The 21,007-nt window shown below is 35.2% G+C and carries 16 protein-coding genes and 1 tRNA gene; 14 read left to right on the forward strand and 3 right to left on the reverse strand.

Annotated features, from left to right (window positions below; translation table 11 throughout):
* Positions 1-281 precede the first annotated feature (281 nt).
* The 7 genes from ABWU65_RS05470 to rnc all read left to right on the forward strand — a co-directional run bounded on the left by ABWU65_RS05470 (position 282) and on the right by rnc (position 7,472).
* The gene (locus ABWU65_RS05470) at positions 282-2,561 is read left to right on the forward strand and encodes an AAA family ATPase (protein WP_007302458.1); all 2,280 of its coding nucleotides are present in this window, start codon (positions 282-284) and stop codon (positions 2,559-2,561) included.
* A gap of 56 nt (positions 2,562-2,617) precedes the next feature.
* Positions 2,618-3,616 (forward strand): hypothetical protein, encoded by a 999-nt coding sequence (locus ABWU65_RS05475; protein ID WP_007302459.1) that lies wholly within the window; start codon positions 2,618-2,620, stop codon positions 3,614-3,616.
* A gap of 58 nt (positions 3,617-3,674) precedes the next feature.
* Entirely contained in the window at positions 3,675-4,565 is an 891-nt protein-coding gene (locus tag ABWU65_RS05480; RefSeq protein WP_007302460.1) for a class I fructose-bisphosphate aldolase, read from the forward strand.
* A gap of 5 nt (positions 4,566-4,570) precedes the next feature.
* Positions 4,571-4,642 (forward strand) — tRNA-Cys (locus ABWU65_RS05485).
* 107 nt (positions 4,643-4,749) lie between these two features.
* Complete coding sequence (locus tag ABWU65_RS05490; protein ID WP_052264760.1) at positions 4,750-5,547, forward strand: hypothetical protein; 798 nt, start codon at positions 4,750-4,752, stop codon at positions 5,545-5,547.
* A 72-nt stretch (positions 5,548-5,619) separates the two neighbouring features.
* On the forward strand, positions 5,620-6,687 hold the full coding sequence (locus ABWU65_RS05495; protein WP_353280419.1) for a quinone-dependent dihydroorotate dehydrogenase: 1,068 nt from the start codon (positions 5,620-5,622) through the stop codon (positions 6,685-6,687).
* A gap of 92 nt (positions 6,688-6,779) precedes the next feature.
* Positions 6,780-7,472, forward strand: coding sequence for a ribonuclease III (gene rnc / locus ABWU65_RS05500; protein ID WP_012481989.1), 693 nt, complete (start codon positions 6,780-6,782; stop codon positions 7,470-7,472).
* A 52-nt stretch (positions 7,473-7,524) separates the two neighbouring features.
* Here rnc and ABWU65_RS05505 read toward each other — a convergent pair whose 3' ends face one another.
* Genes ABWU65_RS05505 through ABWU65_RS05515 form a run of 3 tightly spaced genes read right to left on the reverse strand, consistent with a single transcriptional unit; the run spans position 7,525 to position 9,523 of the window.
* Positions 7,525-8,124 carry an SCO family protein gene (locus tag ABWU65_RS05505; protein WP_007302464.1) on the reverse strand — a complete coding sequence of 200 codons (600 nt, stop codon included), beginning with the start codon at positions 8,122-8,124 and terminating at the stop codon, positions 7,525-7,527.
* Between the two features lie 35 nt (positions 8,125-8,159).
* Positions 8,160-8,864 carry a DNA polymerase III subunit epsilon gene (gene dnaQ, locus ABWU65_RS05510; RefSeq protein WP_007302465.1) on the reverse strand — a complete coding sequence of 235 codons (705 nt, stop codon included), beginning with the start codon at positions 8,862-8,864 and terminating at the stop codon, positions 8,160-8,162.
* On the reverse strand, positions 8,864-9,523 hold the full coding sequence (locus ABWU65_RS05515) for a Tim44/TimA family putative adaptor protein (RefSeq protein WP_007302466.1): 660 nt from the start codon (positions 9,521-9,523) through the stop codon (positions 8,864-8,866). Before ABWU65_RS05515 ends, dnaQ begins: the two co-directional genes overlap by 1 nt.
* Before the next feature lie 164 nt (positions 9,524-9,687).
* Between ABWU65_RS05515 and secB the strand changes: the two genes are divergently transcribed.
* The 7 genes from secB (at position 9,688) to nuoG (ending at position 21,006) form a co-directional block, all read left to right on the forward strand.
* A complete protein-coding gene (secB, locus tag ABWU65_RS05520; protein ID WP_007302467.1) occupies positions 9,688-10,191 on the forward strand; it encodes a protein-export chaperone SecB in 504 nt (167 codons plus the stop codon).
* A gap of 6 nt (positions 10,192-10,197) precedes the next feature.
* Positions 10,198-12,819 (forward strand): aconitate hydratase AcnA, encoded by a 2,622-nt coding sequence (acnA, locus tag ABWU65_RS05525; protein WP_052264762.1) that lies wholly within the window; start codon positions 10,198-10,200, stop codon positions 12,817-12,819.
* Positions 12,820-12,940: 121 nt separating this feature from the next.
* Positions 12,941-16,081, forward strand: a complete 3,141-nt coding sequence (gene putA, locus ABWU65_RS05530) for a bifunctional proline dehydrogenase/L-glutamate gamma-semialdehyde dehydrogenase PutA (protein ID WP_353280420.1) — start codon at positions 12,941-12,943, stop codon at positions 16,079-16,081.
* Positions 16,082-16,247: 166 nt separating this feature from the next.
* Complete coding sequence (locus tag ABWU65_RS05535; protein WP_319803447.1) at positions 16,248-16,889, forward strand: protocatechuate 3,4-dioxygenase; 642 nt, start codon at positions 16,248-16,250, stop codon at positions 16,887-16,889.
* A 96-nt stretch (positions 16,890-16,985) separates the two neighbouring features.
* Positions 16,986-18,482, forward strand: a complete 1,497-nt coding sequence (locus ABWU65_RS05540; RefSeq protein ID WP_044475428.1) for a leucyl aminopeptidase — start codon at positions 16,986-16,988, stop codon at positions 18,480-18,482.
* Between the two features lie 257 nt (positions 18,483-18,739).
* Positions 18,740-18,952, forward strand: a complete 213-nt coding sequence (locus ABWU65_RS05545) for a hypothetical protein (protein WP_006279675.1) — start codon at positions 18,740-18,742, stop codon at positions 18,950-18,952.
* A 5-nt stretch (positions 18,953-18,957) separates the two neighbouring features.
* Complete coding sequence (nuoG, locus tag ABWU65_RS05550; RefSeq protein WP_353280422.1) at positions 18,958-21,006, forward strand: NADH-quinone oxidoreductase subunit NuoG; 2,049 nt, start codon at positions 18,958-18,960, stop codon at positions 21,004-21,006.
* Position 21,007 lies beyond the last annotated feature (1 nt).

Here is a 21,007-nt window from a genome sequence, read left to right on the forward strand (position 1 = left end):
TCTATTCTTTAAAAGCTCCAGTAAACTTGCTGCAAAGTGAAGTGATTGGAGGATGGTAGAAAGAATATATAGCTAGCCCAAATTAGATTTACCTACAATTTGATAATCTTAATTCTGCTGCTTATAACGTTTTGAGATTATCACAACGGTATAATGTTAGGCTGTGTGGACTATAATCTGTAGCTTAATTCAATTTGGCTACAACGAGCTGCTAGATTTCAGTTTTTTTAATAATTGTGTGCTACTAATTATATATAAATTTACACTTTTAAAGAGAATAGATGATTTCTAAAAATTTAGAGGCAAGTTTAAATAGAGCGTTACAGATTGCTTCTGATTGTAAGCTTAAATATGCAAAAGTGGAACATTTGTTGCTAGCATTAACCAAAGATGTGGATGTAAATTATGTTTTATCAAGATGTAACATCAGAGCTGGTGAAATCATAAATATAGATAATATTATATTAAGGAATGATCGTGGTAATAATGCGAAAGGTTTTTTACAAGACAACTCCGAATTAACTGTCAATAAAGTTGAGCCTGATGTGCTATTTCAACGCATAATACATAAAGCCATGATACGAGCTCATCGTCTGGGAAGAAAAGAAATAAATGGAGCAAGTATTCTATTAGAGATTCTGTCTGAGCAAGATTTATACATTGAAGAGCTATTATGCAAACAGAATGCAAAGGATTCTAATTTGATTTATAACATATCCAATATAAAATATTCAGGTGATATAGAAGAATATGTAACTAATCGCAAGATAAAACTTGATAAGAATAACGATATCTCTACTGTAGCAAATAAAGGTGAATTATTAAAAGATGAAGAAGTTCTACAAAATTATTGTAGAAATTTAAATGATTATGCAAGAAGCAAAAAAATAGATTATGTCATTGGTCGTGATTATGAATTAAATCGCACTATAGAAATCTTGCTAAGACGCAGAAAAAATAACCCTTTATATGTCGGAGAACCAGGTGTTGGTAAAACAACAATAGTTGAAGGCTTGGTATTGAAAATTATTGAAGGTAGTGTTCCGAGTGCACTGAGATCCAGCATAATTTATGCTTTGGATTTAGGATCACTTCTTGCAGGAACACGCTATAGAGGTGACTTCGAAGAGAGAATAAAATCTATAATAAAAGTAATTGAGGCAAAACCTGGCGCTATTCTTTTCATTGATGAAATACACACTATTATTGGAGCAGGTTCAACAAGTGGCAGCTTTCTTGATGCTGGCAATCTGCTCAAACCTGCACTTGCAAGAGGTGCGTTGCGTTGTATAGGTGCAACTACATATAGAGAATATAGCAATAGCTTTGAAAAGGATAAAGCATTAGCAAGGAGGTTTCAAAAAATTAATGTAAAAGAGTCTTCTATTAATGATACAGTAAAGATACTAGATGGTATAAAGCATTACTATGAAAGGTATCATGGAGTATATTACACGAAACATGCCATTAAATCTGCAGCTGAACTTTCACACAAGTATATTACTGGGCGAATATTACCTGATAAAGCAGTTGATGTTATAGATGAAGCAGGGGCATATTGTAAGTTACAAAAAAGCAGGCGAAAAATTATAAACAGTAGAGACATTAAGAGTACTATCGCTAGGATTACAAACGTACCTTGCGGGTTTGATGATATGCAAAGAGTAAAATCTTTGAAAGAAAATCTCAATAGGGCCATTTTTGGTCAAGAGCAAGCGATAGAGTTTCTCGTTAATTCTATTAAAATTGCTAAATCTGGTCTGAGAAGTTACAATAAACCCTTGGCAAAGTATCTTTTTGCAGGGCCAACTGGTGTAGGTAAGACTGAGCTTGCGAAGCAGCTAGCACAAAATATGGGTATGAACCTTATTCGGTTTGATATGTCTGAGTATATGGAACCTCACACAATATCTAGAATGATTGGTTCCCCTCCTGGATATGTGGGTTACGACCAAGGTGGATTGCTTACAGAATCTGTATCTAATAATCAATATAGCGTAGTACTTCTTGATGAAATTGAGAAAGCTCATAGTGATATTTATAATATATTACTACAAATCATGGATTATGGTTGTGTTACAGACACTTACGGACGTAAGGTTAATTTTTCCAATACGATTTTAATTATGACAACCAATGCAGGGGCATTTGAACGTAACAAAAGTTCTATTGGCTTTGGGTATAAAAACTTTAACATCAGTGACAGCGAAAAAGCAATGGAACGGGTTTTTAGCCCCGAATTTCGTAATCGTCTTGATGCAGTCATTTCCTTTTCTGATTTGGATGCGGATGTCATTTTGCACATTGTGGATAAATTTATTCAGGAATTAAAAAAACAACTTGTGCAAAAGGGTATAAGCTGCTCAGTGGAAGAAGAAGTAAAGTCTTATCTTGCGCAAACAGGTTATAGCAAAGAAATGGGAGCACGCCCAATAGAGAGGCTGATTGAAAAAGAGATAAAAAGTCATTTGGCTGAAGAAATACTGAATCGTCGATTAATTAAAGGAAAGAAATTAAGGATTTATATTGGTAAACACGGAATTGCTTTTGATATAGTTTAAATTCTTGCTTGAGTATTAAATTTGTAGTATAGTCACTATTTTTTAATGAGGCTATAGTGGCAAGTTTAACCAGAAATCAATATTACAGTAATCAAGATTTACGGAATTTATTTTCAAGGCTGGGAATAAAAGCGGAAGAAGTAATAAGCCAGGAGTTTGATGATGTACTTAAGTTAGTTGAGCGGCGCTTTAGAAGAGCTTCATTAAAATGTCACCCTGATAAAGTAGTAGGAGAGAAAGAGAAAAAAATAGCTGAAGAAAAGTTTAAAAAACTTAGTGCAGATAAAGATAAGCTAGAGAAATATCTTAACGACTTAAAAGCAGCTGGCATATCTATAACATTACAGCGAGAAGTGCAGGAAAAACAAAGGAGAATCAATGAGATTCTATTGCGTAGAGAGAAAGCTGTGAATAGAGCATGTTTATTTTTTATATTAGCAAATGTGGTACTTGGTCCGTCGCCTCAAGTCAAATATTGCTTATCACAACTTGCTAACAGTGGCAAAGTGCAAAATATTGCTTATAAATTTTATGCATTCAGCATTGGAGTTTGGCCATGGTTATTTATTATATCCTTTTGTAGTATTATCTATGCAGCAAGTAAACAAAGAGGCTCACAAGAAGGAAATCTAGATAGGTTAAATAGAAGATACAATCTACTTATTGCTGCTGATAATTATGTAATATGTATATCAGCAGCGTTTGCTGTATGCAGTTTAATGTCGGAAGTTGCACAAAATGGCTGGCCTGTTCAATATGGAACGATGCTAATAGCTAATTTAGCATTAGATTTATTACTTATTGCTTTACTTAGGACTTTTGTGAAAGCTTTTGAACTATATGGTGAATACTGTACCCAGTGTTTATATGAAGAAGATGCGGAATTTAGTTATAAAGAAAAATTTGCATGGTATGACTACAAATTAGTACTTATGCCGCTCGTTCTTCCTATTGTTAAAATGTATTTTGAAGATTTAGTTCAAGAAAAACCACAACAGCATACTACTGATCCTAAAGTTACACCTTTAAATATAGGCGTAGGAACAAGAGCATAAAAAGGTCTTTGCTTCAACTATAGTTTTTGCTACACTTTGAGTAAATTTGAAGATATTAATGAGTGAAGAAGTAAAACAAATCCTAAGTTACTACGAAAGTGAAAACCCTGGAGTAAAGGCGAATCTTACTCGCATTCTTATGCATGGGAAACTTGGTGGAACTGGCAAGTTAGTAATTCTCCCTGTAGACCAGGGATTTGAGCACGGACCAATAAAAAGTTTTGAAGTTAACCCTGATGCTTACGATCCACATTATCATTTTCAGCTTGCAGTTGATTCAGGAGTAAGTGCATACGCTGCTCCGCTTGGTATGATCGAAGCTGGTGCTTCAACTTATGCTGGAATGCTACCACTTATTTTGAAGCTTAATAGCGCTAACTCTTTGCACTCAAAAAGCTTAACTTCAGATCAAGCAATAACTGCCTCTGTAAAAGATGCGCTGCGTTTGGGCTGCATGGCTGTTGGGTTTACTATATATCCTGGTTCTGCTAAGTGTTTTGATATGATGGAAGAAGCTCGCAAAATTATAGCTGAGGCTAAATCTTGTGGCCTTGTTGTAGTGCTATGGTCTTATCCACGTGGTGAAGGGGTTTCCAAAGAAGGTGAAACAGCAGTTGATGTGATTGCCTATGCTGCGCATATAGCGGCTTTGCTCGGTGCCAACATAATAAAAGTAAAACTTCCAACCAATCATCTGGAAAGAGAAAAAATAGAAAATATTGAATCATTATCTAAAAGAATTGAATATATTAAAAAGTCTTGCTTTGCAGGAAAAAGAATAGTAGTTTTCTCTGGTGGTGAGTCAAAGTCAGTGGATGATATATACAATGAGGCAAAAGAAATTAAGCAAGGTGGTGGTAATGGTTCAATTATCGGGCGCAACACTTTTCAAAGAAAAAAAGAGGATGCTTTATCTATGCTAAAAGATATAATTAATATCTACGCATAAAAAACGGCTGGGTGGCAGAATGGCTTATGCGGAGGACTGCAAATCCTTTTATACCGGTTCAATTCCGGTCCCGGCCTCTTACTCCAATTAGATCGTTTTTTCTTCTGAAATTTTAACAAGAAGTGTGGCTTTTAATGAAATATTTAAAAAAATAAGATACTATATTCAAAATATAAGCAGTAAAATGCCAAAGAGATTAACAGAAGTTTTATTATTGATTGGTTTGCCCTTCTTGCTTACCAGTTGCACTTTTCACTATTTATTAAAGAGCTCGTATACTCATCTTGCACCAGAAAAGTACCCTTCATCCAACAAACAGCCGGTTTACGTCGGTACAGCTTACAGTGCACAGACTATATATAATGCGTTATTTAATGACTTTCTGTTAATAGGTAAGTCATCATTCACAGCCAAACATGGGCGTGCTAGTCAATATGTTAACTATGGAAGAGAAGTTGGAGCAGATGTGATAATCGTATCATTTCAAAATATGCAAAAGGATAAAGAGCATTTTAGCATCACAGAAAAACTATTATGGGACACAAGCTTAACAACATTTCATACAAGGACCATTATAAACTTTGATCAGGACGTACTCTTTCTAAAAAAGGTAGGTGATGCAAAAGCTCCATGGGAATATGTCAAAGGAGAGTTCAAGCTTCACGAAAAAGACGATACTGATCCATATCTAGGGAATTGGGTAGGGTATAGAATATGCGAGATTGCAATATCTTCTTCAGAAGATGAATACTTAGGATTTGTAAATGAAGATAATTGTAAAGAAAAATCTGGAATAAATAAGATGCTTGCTTGGAAAAATGGGGATGTAAGGTTGCGGATTAATAAACAATCAAAACAGGGATTTTATTTAAATCGAAATAAGATTCCTATACTAATAAAATCTCAAATTAACAAATTTGGCTACCTCGAATTAGTAGATGAAAATACTGATCAAGTTCTGGTTTCCCTTCAGAAAAATTAGTTTTTACTACCCATAGAAACTATATACTTACTATTTTGATAAACCTCAAGCTTTCTAAGTTATTCTTGTTGCATGGTAAAAAATAAACTAAAAATAAGCAAAGTGTTTTACAAAATGATATTACGTAATTTATTGTTTTTACTGCCGCCTGAAATCGCTCACTCCTTGGTAATAACGGCGTTAAAAAAGATGCCCTGTAGGAAACCTATAGAACTACCTAAGTCTTTAAATGTAAACTTTTTTGGTAATAAAATTAGGAGTCCTGTAGGTCTTGCTGCAGGTTTTGATAAAAATGCGGAAGTTGTAAAGCCGATGCTCTCATTTGGTTTTGGATTTATTGAGGCTGGTACTGTAACTAAACATCCCCAATATGGAAACAAAAAACCGAGAATTTTTCGATTAATTAAAGATGAAGGAATAATTAATAGATTGGGATTTAATAATAAAGGAGTAGACTATTTTCTTAAACAGATAAGTGAAACTAAACTTGGTAATTGTATTTTTGGTATAAATATAGGAAGAAACAGTACATCAAAGGACCAAATCAGCGATTATGTTGACTTAATAAAGATAGTATATGGAAAGAGCAATTATATAGTACTGAACATCTCATCTCCAAACACACCTAACTTGCGCAATTTGCACAATAAACAAGAATTATCCAAATTGTTGAAATCTATCACTCTAACCCGAAAATCAATCGATAGCTCTGAATCCATACCGATAATATTAAAAATTTCTCCAGATATAGATCAGCAAACAAAAGAAAATATCGCTGAGCTTACACTAGAATATAAAATTGACGGCTTAATAGTAAGCAACACTACGATAAGTCGAGATTCTTACTATAATGAGAGTGGTGGGTTGAGCGGCAGGCCATTATTTCAACTTTCAACCGAGTTATTGAGTGACATGTACAAGCTTACTAAAAGCAGAATTCTATTGATAGGATGCGGAGGAATTTCAAGTGGTGTTGATGCATATGAAAAAATAAAGGCAGGAGCCTCTTTAGTACAACTGTACACTGCTCTTGTATACCAGGGGCATCAAGTTGTGAACAAAATCAATCTGGAGCTTGCAGAATTGGTAAAAAGAGATGGATTTAGTAACATTACTGAAGCAGTGGGTTGTATACATTAATTTTGGAAGTTATTGATATTGTTTTAGTAAAGTAGAGCTAACTTTTTAGTGTAGAGGTATGATAGAGAGTGCTTTTCTATTGAATGATTAATATGAGAGTTTTGAACGATACAATATCTAAAGTTATTAATTATAAATTTACAGATTATGCAATATTAGAAGAGGCATTAACCCACCCAAGCGTAAATAAGAGAAATAGCGAAGACCAGGTTGTAAGCTACGAAAGGCTAGAGTTTTTGGGCGATAGTGTTTTGAATATGGTTGTGTCTGTTATGCTGTTTAAAATGTTTCCTGAAGAAAAAGAAGGAGCATTGGCAAAAAGAAAAACGGATTTAGTTTGTGGCAGTACCATTGCTAATGTTGCTAAAGAAATAGAGTTAGGTAACTTTATTATCATGAATAATAGTGAACGTTGTAACGGAGGAAAATGTAACTTAAAAAATTTAGAAAATTCGCTTGAAGCACTAATAGGTGCAATTTATATTGACGGCGGACTTGAGAGTGTTGAGAAATTTATTATCCGACATTGGGAAAAGCTAGCTAAGGACATCCTCGATCCTCCTCAAGATCCTAAAACTTCACTGCAAGAATGGACTCAGAGAAATAAATTACCTTTACCGAAGTATGAGCTTGTAAAACAAACTGGACCAGCACACAATCCTGAATTTACTATATCAGTTTGCATAGAGAGTTATGACAAAGTTTCTGCATGCGCTCCTAGTAAGAAAATTGCTGAACAAAAAGCTGCTGAGTTGATCCTAGAAAAAATTAAAAAAACGACTTAGTTTAATCAAAATAGCTGTTAGCATAAATTTAAAGTAAGCTAAGCTCTTTAGTTCAGCTTACATATTTTTTTATCTCAGCCAGAATCTTATCAGATTGACTTTCATCTGAATTTAAATCAGCTACAAAGTGTGTGACATATTTTCCTTCAGGGCTAATAAGGTATATCATTGAAGAATGGTTAATTTCCTCTTCTCCATCTACTTTACTTGCATATACTTTATACTTTGCAACTACTTCATCTATTTTTTGTCTTTCACCAGTGAGCATTTGTATTCTATGGTCAAATTGCTGCTGAAATTCTTTAAGCCTTTCTGTATTATCGCGCTCAGGATCAACTGTGATAAAAAATGTTTGTAGCTTGTTGTCAGTTTTCTCGTCTAACTTTGCAAGTGTTTCTGAAATTATTCCAAGGTTCATAGGGCAAATTCTTTTACATGAGGAAAATCCAAAAAAAATCATCATATACTTATCTTTGAAATCACTACTGCGTACTATTTGCCCGTTTTGGTTAATCAAAGAAAAATCCCCACCTATTTTAATTTCTGTATTTTGTGAAACAAATATGCCTTGCTTAGTAAAATAACAATAACCTAAGAAGATAGCTGCTACTGTTATTAGCAAACTAGACAATAACCTTATAAACTTTATCATTAAAGCGTTTCCAATAAAGTTAAATCATATATTGATTAGTTGATTGATTCAATATATTCCTTCCAAAGTGGGTTGTTAATTTTATCTAACAATTTCTTATGCTCATCAATTTCTTTAATACTTGGTGAATGTTCTCTGCGAGCTAAATTACGCACTTTATGTTGAATAAACGTAGAGTTATTGTCCTGAGCACATTCATTATTAAATAAAAAGGTTTGCAATCCTCCTGTAAGCTCAACATAGACCTTTGCAAGCAATTGAGCATCAACTAATGCTCCGTGTAACTCTCTACCTTCTAGCGATATATCAAAACGCTTGCATAATGCATTTAAAGAAGCAGGTGATCCTACAAACTTTTTTCTTGCAAGTGGTAATGTATCTAGCACTCTATCTGAGGAAATTAACCCAGCATTTAACTTGCCTAACTCCATATTAAGGAACTTAACATCGAATTCAGCATTATGAATCACCAAAATGTCATTGGATATGAAGTCAAGAAATTCAAGTGCAACATCTGAGAATAGTGGTTTATCTTCCAAAAATTCCTCACTAATACCATGAATCTTAAATGAGTGGTAAGGTATATCTCTTTCTGGATTGAGATATCGATGAAATGTTTTACCTGTTGGAATACGATTAATTAGTTCTACACATCCTATCTCAATAATTCGATGGCCAGATTTAGTATCAAGACCTGTAGTTTCAGTATCAAGTACTATTTCTCGTAGCCTACTTTTCATCAGTTGTCATTTGTTGTTAAATTTTTATCAGTACTTGCCTTCTTATAGTTAATAGAAACAAGTAACCAAGTTAGATCTGATGAATTAATATTTTTTTTGAATTGCCATACATCTTCAACTTTGTTAATAGTAGACATGCTACCTGATGTGATGTTTCCTTCGTTATTCTTAACGAAGTTAATTTGCTCTGAAAGGAAATATACTGCAATAAATATTACGTTTTTTACTAACTTTATTTCTAAGATCTTTTGTGAAACGATAGAAACAATTATGGACTCATGTGTCTCTTTACGATGTTTAATCTTATCCACAAAACTGTTATATAAGTCTTTGTCCAGAAGGGATTTTAATTGAGGTAAATTTCCTTGGTTAAAATATTTTATTATTAATTCAAAAGCTATGCTTGAACCTTCTATAAAATTGGAAATAGAAAACTCTTTGTTTTTTTGTAATATTTGTTCATAAGTAGTTTCTATTGAACTTTTGTCGTTGCTATAAATATAATCTTCGATATTTTCTACCACATCTTCTTTACTTTGACTTACATCCAATACACCTGTTAGCTTTTTTAGGTTGAGACTGGCTGATCTTCCTAAAGAATTATATAAGCGTGAAAAAATAAACGCCGCTAGTAAAGCATATATTACAAGCTCTATCATGGTAACTTAACTCCTTGATATATAAAGTATCTAAATATTATTAATTATTGATAAAAATATGTTTTTCATATTAACCTATAGTTAGGTTTACTATTCATTTGTAAATGAATATATTATATAAGAAAGTATTAAACATCTCAACTTAATTAAAGGAGACGTAAGAAATGTCACAACACAAAATGAAAATTCATGGTCAGTATGTCAAAGATTTTTCGTTTGAGAATCCAAATTCGCCATTCCTTCCTTCTAGTAAAGCTCCTGATATTAATGTAATGGTTAATATTAATTCAGCAAAATTAGAAGGAACAGAAAATAAAAAAGGAATAAGTGAAGAAAAGCCTTTTCATGAAATTACTTTGCATATAGAAGCCAAAGCAACGGTAAAAGATGAAGATGTAAAAGATGATATAGCTTTCATTTGCGAGGTAAAGTATTGCGGTATTTTTTCAATAGAAAATTTTACAGAGCTAAGTGAGGAAGAGGTGAGACAAGCTTTATTTATTGGTGGACCTACTTTTCTTTTCCCTTTTGCAAGAGAAATAATTGCAAGAACTACAAGTAGTGGTGGGTTTCCTCCACTTATGCTAGATCCTATAGATTTTGAAACTATGTATCAGCAGCAAAGTCAACAACAAAAAAGTAGCGCTAGTAATTCCAATTTTAACTAATACAGGATGAACAATTCTTTAAATGCAAAGACGACTTTAAATATTGATGGAAGGTTATATAACTACTTTAACCTAAGTAACGCTGGTAAATTTTTAGGAGTAAATTTAACAAAATTGCCTTGTTCACTCAAGGTATTGCTTGAAAATTTATTGCGCAACGAAGATGGAGTAAGCGTTAAATTAGATGACATAAAGATATTAGCAAATTGCGTCAAGAAACACATTAATCACGAAATTAGCTACAAGCCAGCAAGGGTTTTGATGCAGGATTTCACAGGAGTTCCTGCTGTCGTTGACTTAGCTTCAATGCGTAATTATGTGAAGAAAAACGGAGGTAACCCCAGCAAAATAAATCCATCTGTACCTGTTGATCTTGTGATCGATCACTCTGTTCAAGTAGATAGTTACGGAAGCACTTCTGCATTTGGTAAAAACGTTGCACTGGAAGTAAAAAGAAATTTGGAGAGGTATCAATTCTTAAAATGGGGAGAGTCATCCTTCACAAATTTTAGAGTAGTGCCACCAGGTACTGGAATTTGCCACCAAGTGAATCTTGAATATTTAGCGCAAGTTGTATGTAACGATAGCGGAGTTCTATATCCAGATACCTTAGTCGGTACAGATAGTCACACTACTATGGTAAATGGTTTATCGGTTCTTGGTTGGGGTGTTGGTGGAATAGAAGCTGAGTCTGTGATGCTTGGTCAACCAATTAGTATGGTAATTCCAGAAGTAGTAGGATTTAAATTAATAGGAAGACTTTCAGAGGGAGTAACAGCAACTGATCTAGTGCTAACGATTACTAATATCCTGAGAACAAAAGGCGTTGTTGGCAGATTTGTGGAATTTTATGGTGATGGCTTAGATTGTTTATCTTTGGCAGATAGAGCAACCATAGCTAATATGGCTCCAGAGTATGGTGCAACTTGTGGATTCTTTCCAATTGATCAGAAGACACTAGATTATTTAAACTTAACCGGAAGGCCAAAAGAGTTGGTTAAATTAGCTGAAGTCTATGCAAAAGAACAAGGGCTGTGGCGTAGTAATGAAGAATTGGCGTTCTTTGACACACTGAAGCTTGATTTATCAAGCGTAAAGCCAGTGATGGCTGGTCCTAAAAGACCACAGGATAAGATTTTCCTTTCAGAAGTAGCGGAATCTTTTTCTACATCTTTTCCTATTAATGAGACAAACAGACCTCCGTTGGAACCTATCTATGGCGATCAGCTCCAGAGTGGCAGCGTAGTGATTGCAGCAATAACAAGCTGCACTAACACCTCAAATCCAAGTGTGATGATTGCTGCAGGTCTTGTAGCTCGTAATGCAATTAAACTTGGATTAAAATCAAAGCCTTGGGTTAAAACTTCTCTTGCTCCAGGGTCACAAGTTGTGACAGAATATTTAGAAAAGTCTGGATTGCAGGTAGATCTAAATGCTTTGGGTTTTAATCTAGTTGGATATGGCTGCACAACTTGCATTGGAAATTCTGGTCCACTTAATAAGGATATAGAGGATGATATAAAAAACAAAAACTTAACTGTTGCTGCAGTTTTGTCTGGCAATCGTAACTTTGAAGGAAGAATTCATCCGTTAGTCAAAGCTAATTACTTGGCATCTCCGCCACTTATTGTTGCATATGCACTTGCAGGCACTGTGCAAATTGATTTGACAAAAGATTCAATATGCAAAGATAAGAATGGAAATGATGTCTATCTCAAAGATATATGGCCAACAAATAATGAAGTTGAGAGCTGTGTTAAAAGTGTTGTGACGCGTGAAATGTTCATACAAAAGTATAAGGATGTTTTTTCTGGTGATGAGCATTGGCAAAAGATAAAGTGTGAGAAAGGTGAAATCTATGATTGGGACACGAAAAGCACTTATATACAAAACCCTCCCTATTTTGATAATTTATCGACTAAGAACAATGGAAGCAACATAGTTGATATAAAGAATGCGCAAATACTAGCGATGTTTGGCGATAGCGTCACTACCGACCACATTTCCCCTGCTGGAAATATTGCCTCAAATAGTCCTGCAGGCATATATTTAAAAGGTCTTGGAGTTGAACCGCAAGATTTCAATTCATATGGATCTCGCCGCGGTAACCACAACGTAATGATGCGTGGAACCTTTGCTAATATCAGAATAAGAAATAAAATGGTGAGCGCTGAGGGTGGCTATACAAAACATATTCCTTCTCAAGAAACTATGTCAATTTTTGATGCAGCAATGCAATATAAAAGAGAAGCTGTTCCATTAGTTGTCATTGCAGGAAAAGAATATGGTACAGGTTCAAGTAGGGATTGGGCAGCAAAGGGTACTGCATTACTGGGAATTAAAGCTGTGATTGCAGAAAGTTTTGAACGCATACATAGGTCCAACTTGGTCGGCATGGGTGTTCTTCCACTTATATTCCAAAATGGAATAACCAGAAAGATATTTGATGGTAGTGAGATAATAAGCATAAAAGGTGAAATAGTATCAAATGGAAATCTAGAATGTATCATTAAAAGACAGGATAATTCAAAGCAATCAATACAACTCAAATGCTGTGTACAAACCGCAACTGAGATTAAATACTTAATGAGTGGTGGGGTGTTAAGCTACATACTTCTTTCGACTTAGTAAAAGTAAGTACTAGACTTCTTTTAGCTCCAGCCCTGGTCCTTTTAAATAATGATTTGTTCTATGCGAAGTTATGATATAATTTTACCTTACATATAGTAAAGGTGTTTTATAGATAATTATGATTAGCTCTATACAAGAACCTAATGAACTCAGAAAACGTTTACAAGGATTTTATCGTACTGATGAAAAAAGCTGTGTACGTTATCTTGTAGAAAAAGTAGAACTTTCGGTTGATTCGAAAAACAGAATTTACAATATTGCAAAACAAGTTATTGAAAAAATCAAACACAATAAATTAAGTATTGTAGATTCCTTTATGCAGCAATATTCGCTTTCCAATGATGAAGGAATAGCATTGATGTGCCTTGCTGAATCGCTACTTAGAATACCAGATGATTACACAATAGACGAATTGATCAAAGATAAAATTACCAACCAAGAATGGAATAAACACTTGGGGCGTTCCTCTTCATTGTTTGTTAATGCTTCCACATGGAGCTTGATGATAGGTAGCAGTATATTGAGAGATAATGAAGGCGATTCGAAGTTCTATTACGCAATTTCTAAGTTACTTAAGAATTTAGGAGAACCGATCATTCGCAAAGCAGTAAAACAAGCAATGTCTATGCTTGGTAATCATTTTGTTGTTGGAGAAACCATAGAAGAAGCTTTAAGATATGCAAAACTAGATAACAATAGTAAGTTTTTATACTCTTTTGATATGCTTGGCGAAGCTGCTCACACAGCTGAAGATGCAGAAGAGTGTTTTGATTCATACATGCACTCAATAAAAGCTATAGGTGCAACTACTGAAGTGAATGATTGTTTTAAATCCCATGGAATTTCAATAAAACTTTCTGCTTTGCACCCACGTTATGAATTTGGTCAATTTGACCGAATTGCTGATGAGATATTTACTAGGGTTTTAGAGCTCTGTCGTGAAGCAAAAAAATACAACATTTCACTATGCATAGATGCAGAAGAATCAGAAAGACTTGAGATGTCATTAGTTTTATTCGAGCAACTGCGTCTTGATGAGTCACTTTCTCAGTGGGGAGGGCTTGGCTTGGCTGTACAAGCATATCAAAAACGTGCTTTATCTGTGCTTGATTTTGTTGAGGATGTTGCTATCCGATCAAAGCATAAAATTATGGTAAGGCTTGTGAAAGGTGCATATTGGGACTCAGAAATCAAGTGTGCACAAGAGCTAGGGTTAAGTGGTTATTCGATATTTACAAGAAAAAGCTATACTGATGTATGCTACCTTGCGTGTGCACAGAAGCTTTTAAGCAAAGTAAATCACTTTTACCCATGCTTTGGAACTCATAATGCCTATACTTTTGCTACTATAATAGAGCTTGCTGACAAAGATCATCCTGGATTTGAGTTTCAGCGTTTACACGGAATGGGTGAGGATTTATATGATTATGCAATGTCAGAACTTGCAACAAGCATCAGCTGTCGTATATATGCACCAGTTGGTAAACGTAGTGATTTATTACCATATCTTGTTAAGCGTCTTCTTGAAAATGGAGCTAATAGTTCGTTCGTCAATCAAATAAATGATCCTAACGTTAAAATTGAAGAATTAGTCTCGGATCCATTAGAAAAAGCTAAAAGTTTAGAATATGAACCTCATCAAAACATTCCATTGCCACAAGATATTTTTGGAGAGGAAAGAAAAAACTCCTTGGGGATGGATATTAGTGATTCAATTACAGTTTCGCAATTTGCAAATGATATAAAAAAATTTAGTGAAAAGAAATGGCAAGTTGGGCCAATAATTGATGGAAAGGCACTACTTGATAGTGCTGAATTTATCGAAGTAGTGAATCCTGCACATTTGGAAAATGTAATTGGAGAAGTGTCAAGTACAACAAGCGCTCAGGCTTTAAATGCTCTTGAAATAGCACATAGTGCTTTTACTAAGTGGCAGAATATTTCAGCAGAAGAGCGCGCTAAATGCCTTGAAAAAGCTGCAGATTTGCTTGAAGAAAGGATGAAAGAGTTGGTTTACATTCTGATCTTGGAAGCAGGAAAAATTTTATCCGATGCAATAGCAGAAGTAAGAGAGGCAATCGACTTTTTGCGCTATTATGCAATGATAGCAAAAAACGAACTGAATGACTGGAAAAAATTGCCAGGTCCAACAGGTGAAGATAACTTCATCTTTTTTGAGGGCAGAGGAGTTTTCTTATGCATATCACCGTGGAATTTTCCACTTGCTATCTTCATTGGGCAGGTTTCAGCTGCACTTGTAGCAGGTAATGCAGTGCTGGCAAAGCCGGCAGAGCAAACGCCGATTATTGCCTATGAAGCCGTTAAGATACTACACGAAGCTGGAATACCAAAAAATGTATTACATCTTGTTCCAGGAGATGGTCGATATTTAGGTAAAATATTAGTGCCAGATAATAGAATTTCCGGTGTAGCTTTTACCGGCTCAACACAGACTGCTCAAATAATTAATAGAATGCTTGCCAGCAGAGATGGTCCTATTGTGCCACTTATCGCTGAAACTGGTGGATTAAATGCTATGATTGTTGATAGTTCTCCTCTTTTAGAGCAGGTAACTAAGGATGTTTTAATTTCTGCATTTCGCAGTGGCGGTCAACGTTGTTCTGCTCTCAGAGTGCTATTTATTCAAGAAGATATAGCAGAAAAACAGATAAAAATGATATGCAATGCAGCTCAAGAACTAAAGATAGGTGACCCAATACAACTGAGCACAGATATTGGTCCAATAATTGACAAAGCATCTATTGATATGCTCACTAAACATACGGAAAAAATATCAAGGGATGAAGATTCAAACCTTTTGTCCAAGGTACCCATGGGTACAAATTCTTATAATGGTTATTTCTTTCCTCCGTACATTTATGAGATACAAAAAATTTCGCAATTAAAGCAAGAAGTGTTTGGGCCTATTTTACATATCATACGTTTTAATAAGTCGCAGTTAAATGAAGTTATAAGTGATATAAACAATACAGGATATGGACTTACGTTTTCTTTGCAAAGCCGTGTACAAAGTAAGATCGATTTAATAAGCAAGAAAATATCAGTTGGAAATGTATACATCAATCGCAATCAAATAGGTGCAGCAGTTGGAATGCAACCATTTGGCGGTAGAGGACTGTCAGGTACCGGACCAAAAGCTGGTGGTCCTAATTATCTGCAACGTTTTTCTATAGAAAAGGTTGTAAGTGTCAACACTACAGCATGTGGCGGTAACATTACACTTGCGTGTTTGGATTGATTTGCAATTTCTAAATTGGAAGTCCGTGCAGTTGTGTATGCAGTACTAAAACCTAAAACTCATACACTGAAAGGATAGTTGTGATTCTAAGGAGGTTTCAAAGAAAGTCTTGTCTTTAATAAAAGAAAAAGGTTGCTATAATTCTGATAAAAGCACTATAAACAAAATGAATGTAAAAAATATCTTATTAGCGTTTTTAGTACAATTTATATTCGATTTGTCATTATTTGCGGCTGATCCTATTTTGCTTAATTGTATTGAAACTCCAGGGATTTATGATCTTGAAACAAGGCCAAAAAGCTTTAACTCTTCAAATAATTTAAGAAGAAAACCTGGCTCTCCAAATAATGCATCAGGAGAATTAATAAATGTAGTGGGTAGAGTTACTGATGTAAATTGCTTACCGATACAAAATGCTGTGGTTTCTATATGGCACGCAGACTCACTTGGCATGAGCTATTATGATGAAAATGTGGAGCTTGATCCAAATTTTGCTGGATCAGGAAGATTTGTAGTAAATAACCTTGGCTATTATAATTTTATTACAATAGTACCAGGTAAAATTGGTGATAGGGCTCCACACATCAACTTTTTGGTCCAACATCCAGATTTTCCAGAATTCACAACACAAATGTTTTTTGCTAATCATAATTGCGATAACTGTGATGATCTTCTTCTTGGTAATCTTATTGAGAGTGGACTTGCAAGCCTTCTGATAGCACCATTTACTTATAACAATCAGGCCATGAAGACCTACACATTTAATATAACCCTAGGTGGGCATAACAAATTTTCTGATAAAAGATAAAGCCCTTGCATATCAGCGGAGTTCATAGTAGTCTTAAGCGCTATTGTACTTAAAATGTATATGAAAAATATCTTACTAATGTTTTTACTATGCTTTATGTGCAGCTTACAATTATTTGCAACGGAGATGTCAACGATGAAGATAACAATTTCTAAAGCTTTACCCGATTTTGAGACGCTAGTGGTAGGTTTTTTTGAGGGTGATAAGCTCATAACTAATGTTCTACAAGATAAGCAAGCTATAGATAACATCAAGAAATTTAGTGATTTTAATGGAGGTTTTGGTGAATTTTTCTCCGTTACTTCATCAGAGGGAAAAAATATTATAGTTGCTGGTCTTGGAATGAGAGATGAATGGGATGAAAGCAAAGGATTAAATATTGGTGGTAAAATATATTGTGAGCTAAGCAGATTAAGAATCAAGCGAGCGGCAATCTCAATCGAAGGCAATGCAGCAAATGTTGCATACGGTGCATTTTTGCGCAGTTTTAAATTTGATAAGTATAAAACCAAAAAGGATGAAAAAGTTACAGAAGTAGAGGAGATCACAGTGCTAACGAAAGATGAGCAATTCAGTAGTGCTGAAAAATCATTTGAGCGTTTAAGACAAGAAGGTGAAGGCATATTTCTTGCACGTACTCTTACCATTGAACCACCTAATGTTTTATATCCAGAATCCTATGCTGATTATATAAAAACCGAGCTTACTAAGCTTGGCCTTGAAATCGAAGTGCTTGGTAAGAAGCAGATGGAAGAGAAAAAAATGGGAGCATTGCTTGGGGTAGCACAGGGAAGTAGTAAAGAGCCAAAATTAGTAGTGATCAAATGGAATGGAGCTTTCAAGGAACAAAAGCCTGTAGCTTTTGTGGGTAAAGGCATAACGTTTGATACTGGTGGAGTGTCACTCAAGCCTTCGCGTGGCATGGAGTCAATGAAATATGACATGGCGGGTTCTGCTACTGTGGTTGGGGTGATGCGTACTCTAGCTGGACGAAAAGCAAAGGTAAATGCAGTTGGTGTAGTTGCACTTGCAGAAAATGCAGTGGACGGTAATGCTCAAAGACCAAGTGATGTAGTAACTTCGATGTCTGGACAGACGATAGAAGTGTTGAACACTGATGCAGAAGGAAGGCTCATACTTGCAGATGCTTTATGGTATACACAAGATAGATTTGCACCGAAATTTATGATCGACCTTGCAACTTTAACTGGTGCTATAGTGGTTGCACTGGGAAATAATGAATATGCTGGTCTTTTTTCAAATAACGATGAATTAGCGAATCATTTGATTGATGTAGGAAATGAAGTAAATGAGAAATTATGGCGTTTTCCTATGAATGAAACTTATAACAAAATTATTGATTCGCCGATTGCTGATGTGCAAAATATAGCTCCTGCAGGTTCTGGTGGAGATAGTATAATGGCTGCACAGTTTCTACAGCGTTTTGTAAACGACACTTGTTGGGCACATTTAGACATTGCAGGCACTGCTTGGCACGAAAAAGGCACTGATATTTCTCCAAGAGGGGCAGTAGGTTTCGGTGTAAGGTTGCTAAATAAGTTGGTTGAGAAGTACTATGAGATTAATAATTAAGGATCTTTGTATTGAGTTTATAGCTTAATTTACGGCTACATGAATGTCTATTTATAAGACGTAGAAAATGATATCATCAAAGTAACTTACATTTTCTTTTTTGGGGATTCTAAAGTTACACACTTGAGCAGCATCAAGAGAAAGTATTTTGTTCAAATGATGATTGTAATGATGGACTATTAAAACTTTAAAGCTATTGGGTATTGACGGTATATACTTAAGTGTTAGAATAAAATAGGAAGTTTTTAGGAGTTTATATGGCAGCAGGCGGAAAAGCGAAAACAGCTAGTAAAAATAACCCTACTCAGCGTAAGAAAGCAGAACAAAAAATGTATAAGGATAAACCGGTAAAGCCGGTTAGATATATAGACCGTGATTCACGTATGAACTATATGTCTGCTCAATACGATAACGGCAATCTAGTTGAAGATGAGGTAAGCGGCAATCCTATAAAGTGGGAAGCTGTATAGTAGTTGTGGTTAAAGTTACTATTAATTCTAAGGAATGTGAAGTAGAGCATGGGCTCACTATAATTCAAGCTTGTGAAGTTGTGGGCGTTGAAGTTCCGCGGTTTTGTTATCATGAGCGTTTAGCAATTGCTGGTAACTGCAGAATGTGTTTGGTTGAAGTTGAGGGTGGCCCTCCAAAACCAGTAGCTTCTTGTGCAATGCCAGTTGCGGAGGGTATGGTTATTCACACGGATACTCCCAAGGTAAAAAAGGCGCGTGAAGGTGTGCTTGAGTTTTTGCTAATAAACCACCCGCTTGATTGCCCAATTTGTGATCAAGGTGGTGAATGCGATTTGCAAGATATCACGATGGCTTATGGTAAAGGAATCAGCAGACTTGATGAATATAAGAGGGCTGTGCCAAAAAAACATTTTGGTCCGCTGATTGAAACTGCAATGAACAGGTGTATTCATTGCACTCGGTGTATTAGATTTTTGTCTGATGTTGCAGGTACAAATGAACTTGGAGGAATCGGAAGGGGAGAAAATATAGAGATTAGTACTTACATAAAAAGGCATATTAGCTCTGAATTATCTGGGAATATTATAGATCTTTGCCCGGTGGGAGCTTTAACTTCAAAGCCCTATTCTTTTACAGCACGTCCATGGGAGCTATCACATTGTGAAACTATAGATGTGCTAGATGCTGTAGGAAGTAATATTAGAGTTGATTGTCGTGGTCCTGAAGTTATGCGAATATTGCCAAGACTCAATGAAGAAGTGAACGAAGAATGGATATCAGACAAAACTCGTTTTGCTTACGATGGACTCAAAGTACAACGCCTCGATCGACCTTATATAAAAAAAGAGGGCAAATTAGTCTCAGTTGACTGGAATGAAGTATTGACTTTTGCTGCAAAAAAAATAAAAAGTACGAAACCAAACAAAATAGCTGCAATTGCAGGTGATTTAGCAGATTGTGAATCTATGCTTCTGCTGAAGGAAGTGATGCATAAGCTTGGTTCAGCAAATATAGACTGCAGACAGGATGGAGCAAAACTGATACCAAGTAATCGTGGATCTTATGTGTTCAATACCACTATTCAGGGTATAGAAAGTGCAGATTTATGCTTGCTAATCAATACGAATCCAAGGATAGAAGCACCAATCATTAATGCAAGATTGAGAAAGAGATATTTACAAGGCAATTTTCCTATTGCAAGCATTGGCCCTAACGTTGAGTATTTATACCATGTTGAGAGGTTAGGCAATAACCCAAATATCTTAGACGAAATAGCAAAAGGAAATCATAAATTTTGCAAGCTGCTGAGTGTTGCCTCAAATCCTATGCTCATCATCGGTCAAGATGCATTAGTAAGAGATGATTCTGAATCAATTTTAGCGCTAACTGGCAAAATTGCAGAAAAATTTAACATGATCAGAGATAACTGGAATGGCTTTAACGTACTGCATAAGGCTGCAGCAAGAGTTGGTGGACTCGATATTGGATTTGTTCCTAGCAAAGGTGGAAAAGACATTAATCAGATGCTAAAACAGGCAGAAAGTGGCGAGGTGGAAGTTGTTTATCTTCTTGGTGCAGATGAAATTGATACATCAAAATTAGAAAATACATTTGTAATTTATCAAGGCCACCATGGTGATAGGGGAGCGCATATAGCAGATGTCATTCTACCTGGAGCTGCATACACAGAAAAATATGCAACTTATGTAAATACTGAAGGGCGAGTACAGAGAACAAATTTAGCTGTTTTTCCTCCTGGTGAAGCAAAGGAAGATTGGTTGATTATTAAAAATTTATCCCAATATTTGAGCCTTTCCTTGTTATATGATAGTTTATTTGATGTGAGAAAAAAATTAGATACTATCGGTCCACAGTTTAGAAGTGTTGATCAAGTGGTAAAAAATACATGGGTACCAATCAGCAATGGTAAAATAAATTTAAGTAATACGCCTTTTACTTTAAAGGAGTGTAATTTTTATATGACAGACTCAATAGGTCGTGCTTCAAAAATAATGGCAGATTGTACTAAGGATTTTTATGAACACTCTACTTAAT

Origin of the sequence: Wolbachia endosymbiont (group B) of Silvanus unidentatus (assembly GCF_964028615.1) — a bacterium.
Taxonomy (GTDB): Bacteria; Pseudomonadota; Alphaproteobacteria; order Rickettsiales; family Anaplasmataceae; genus Wolbachia.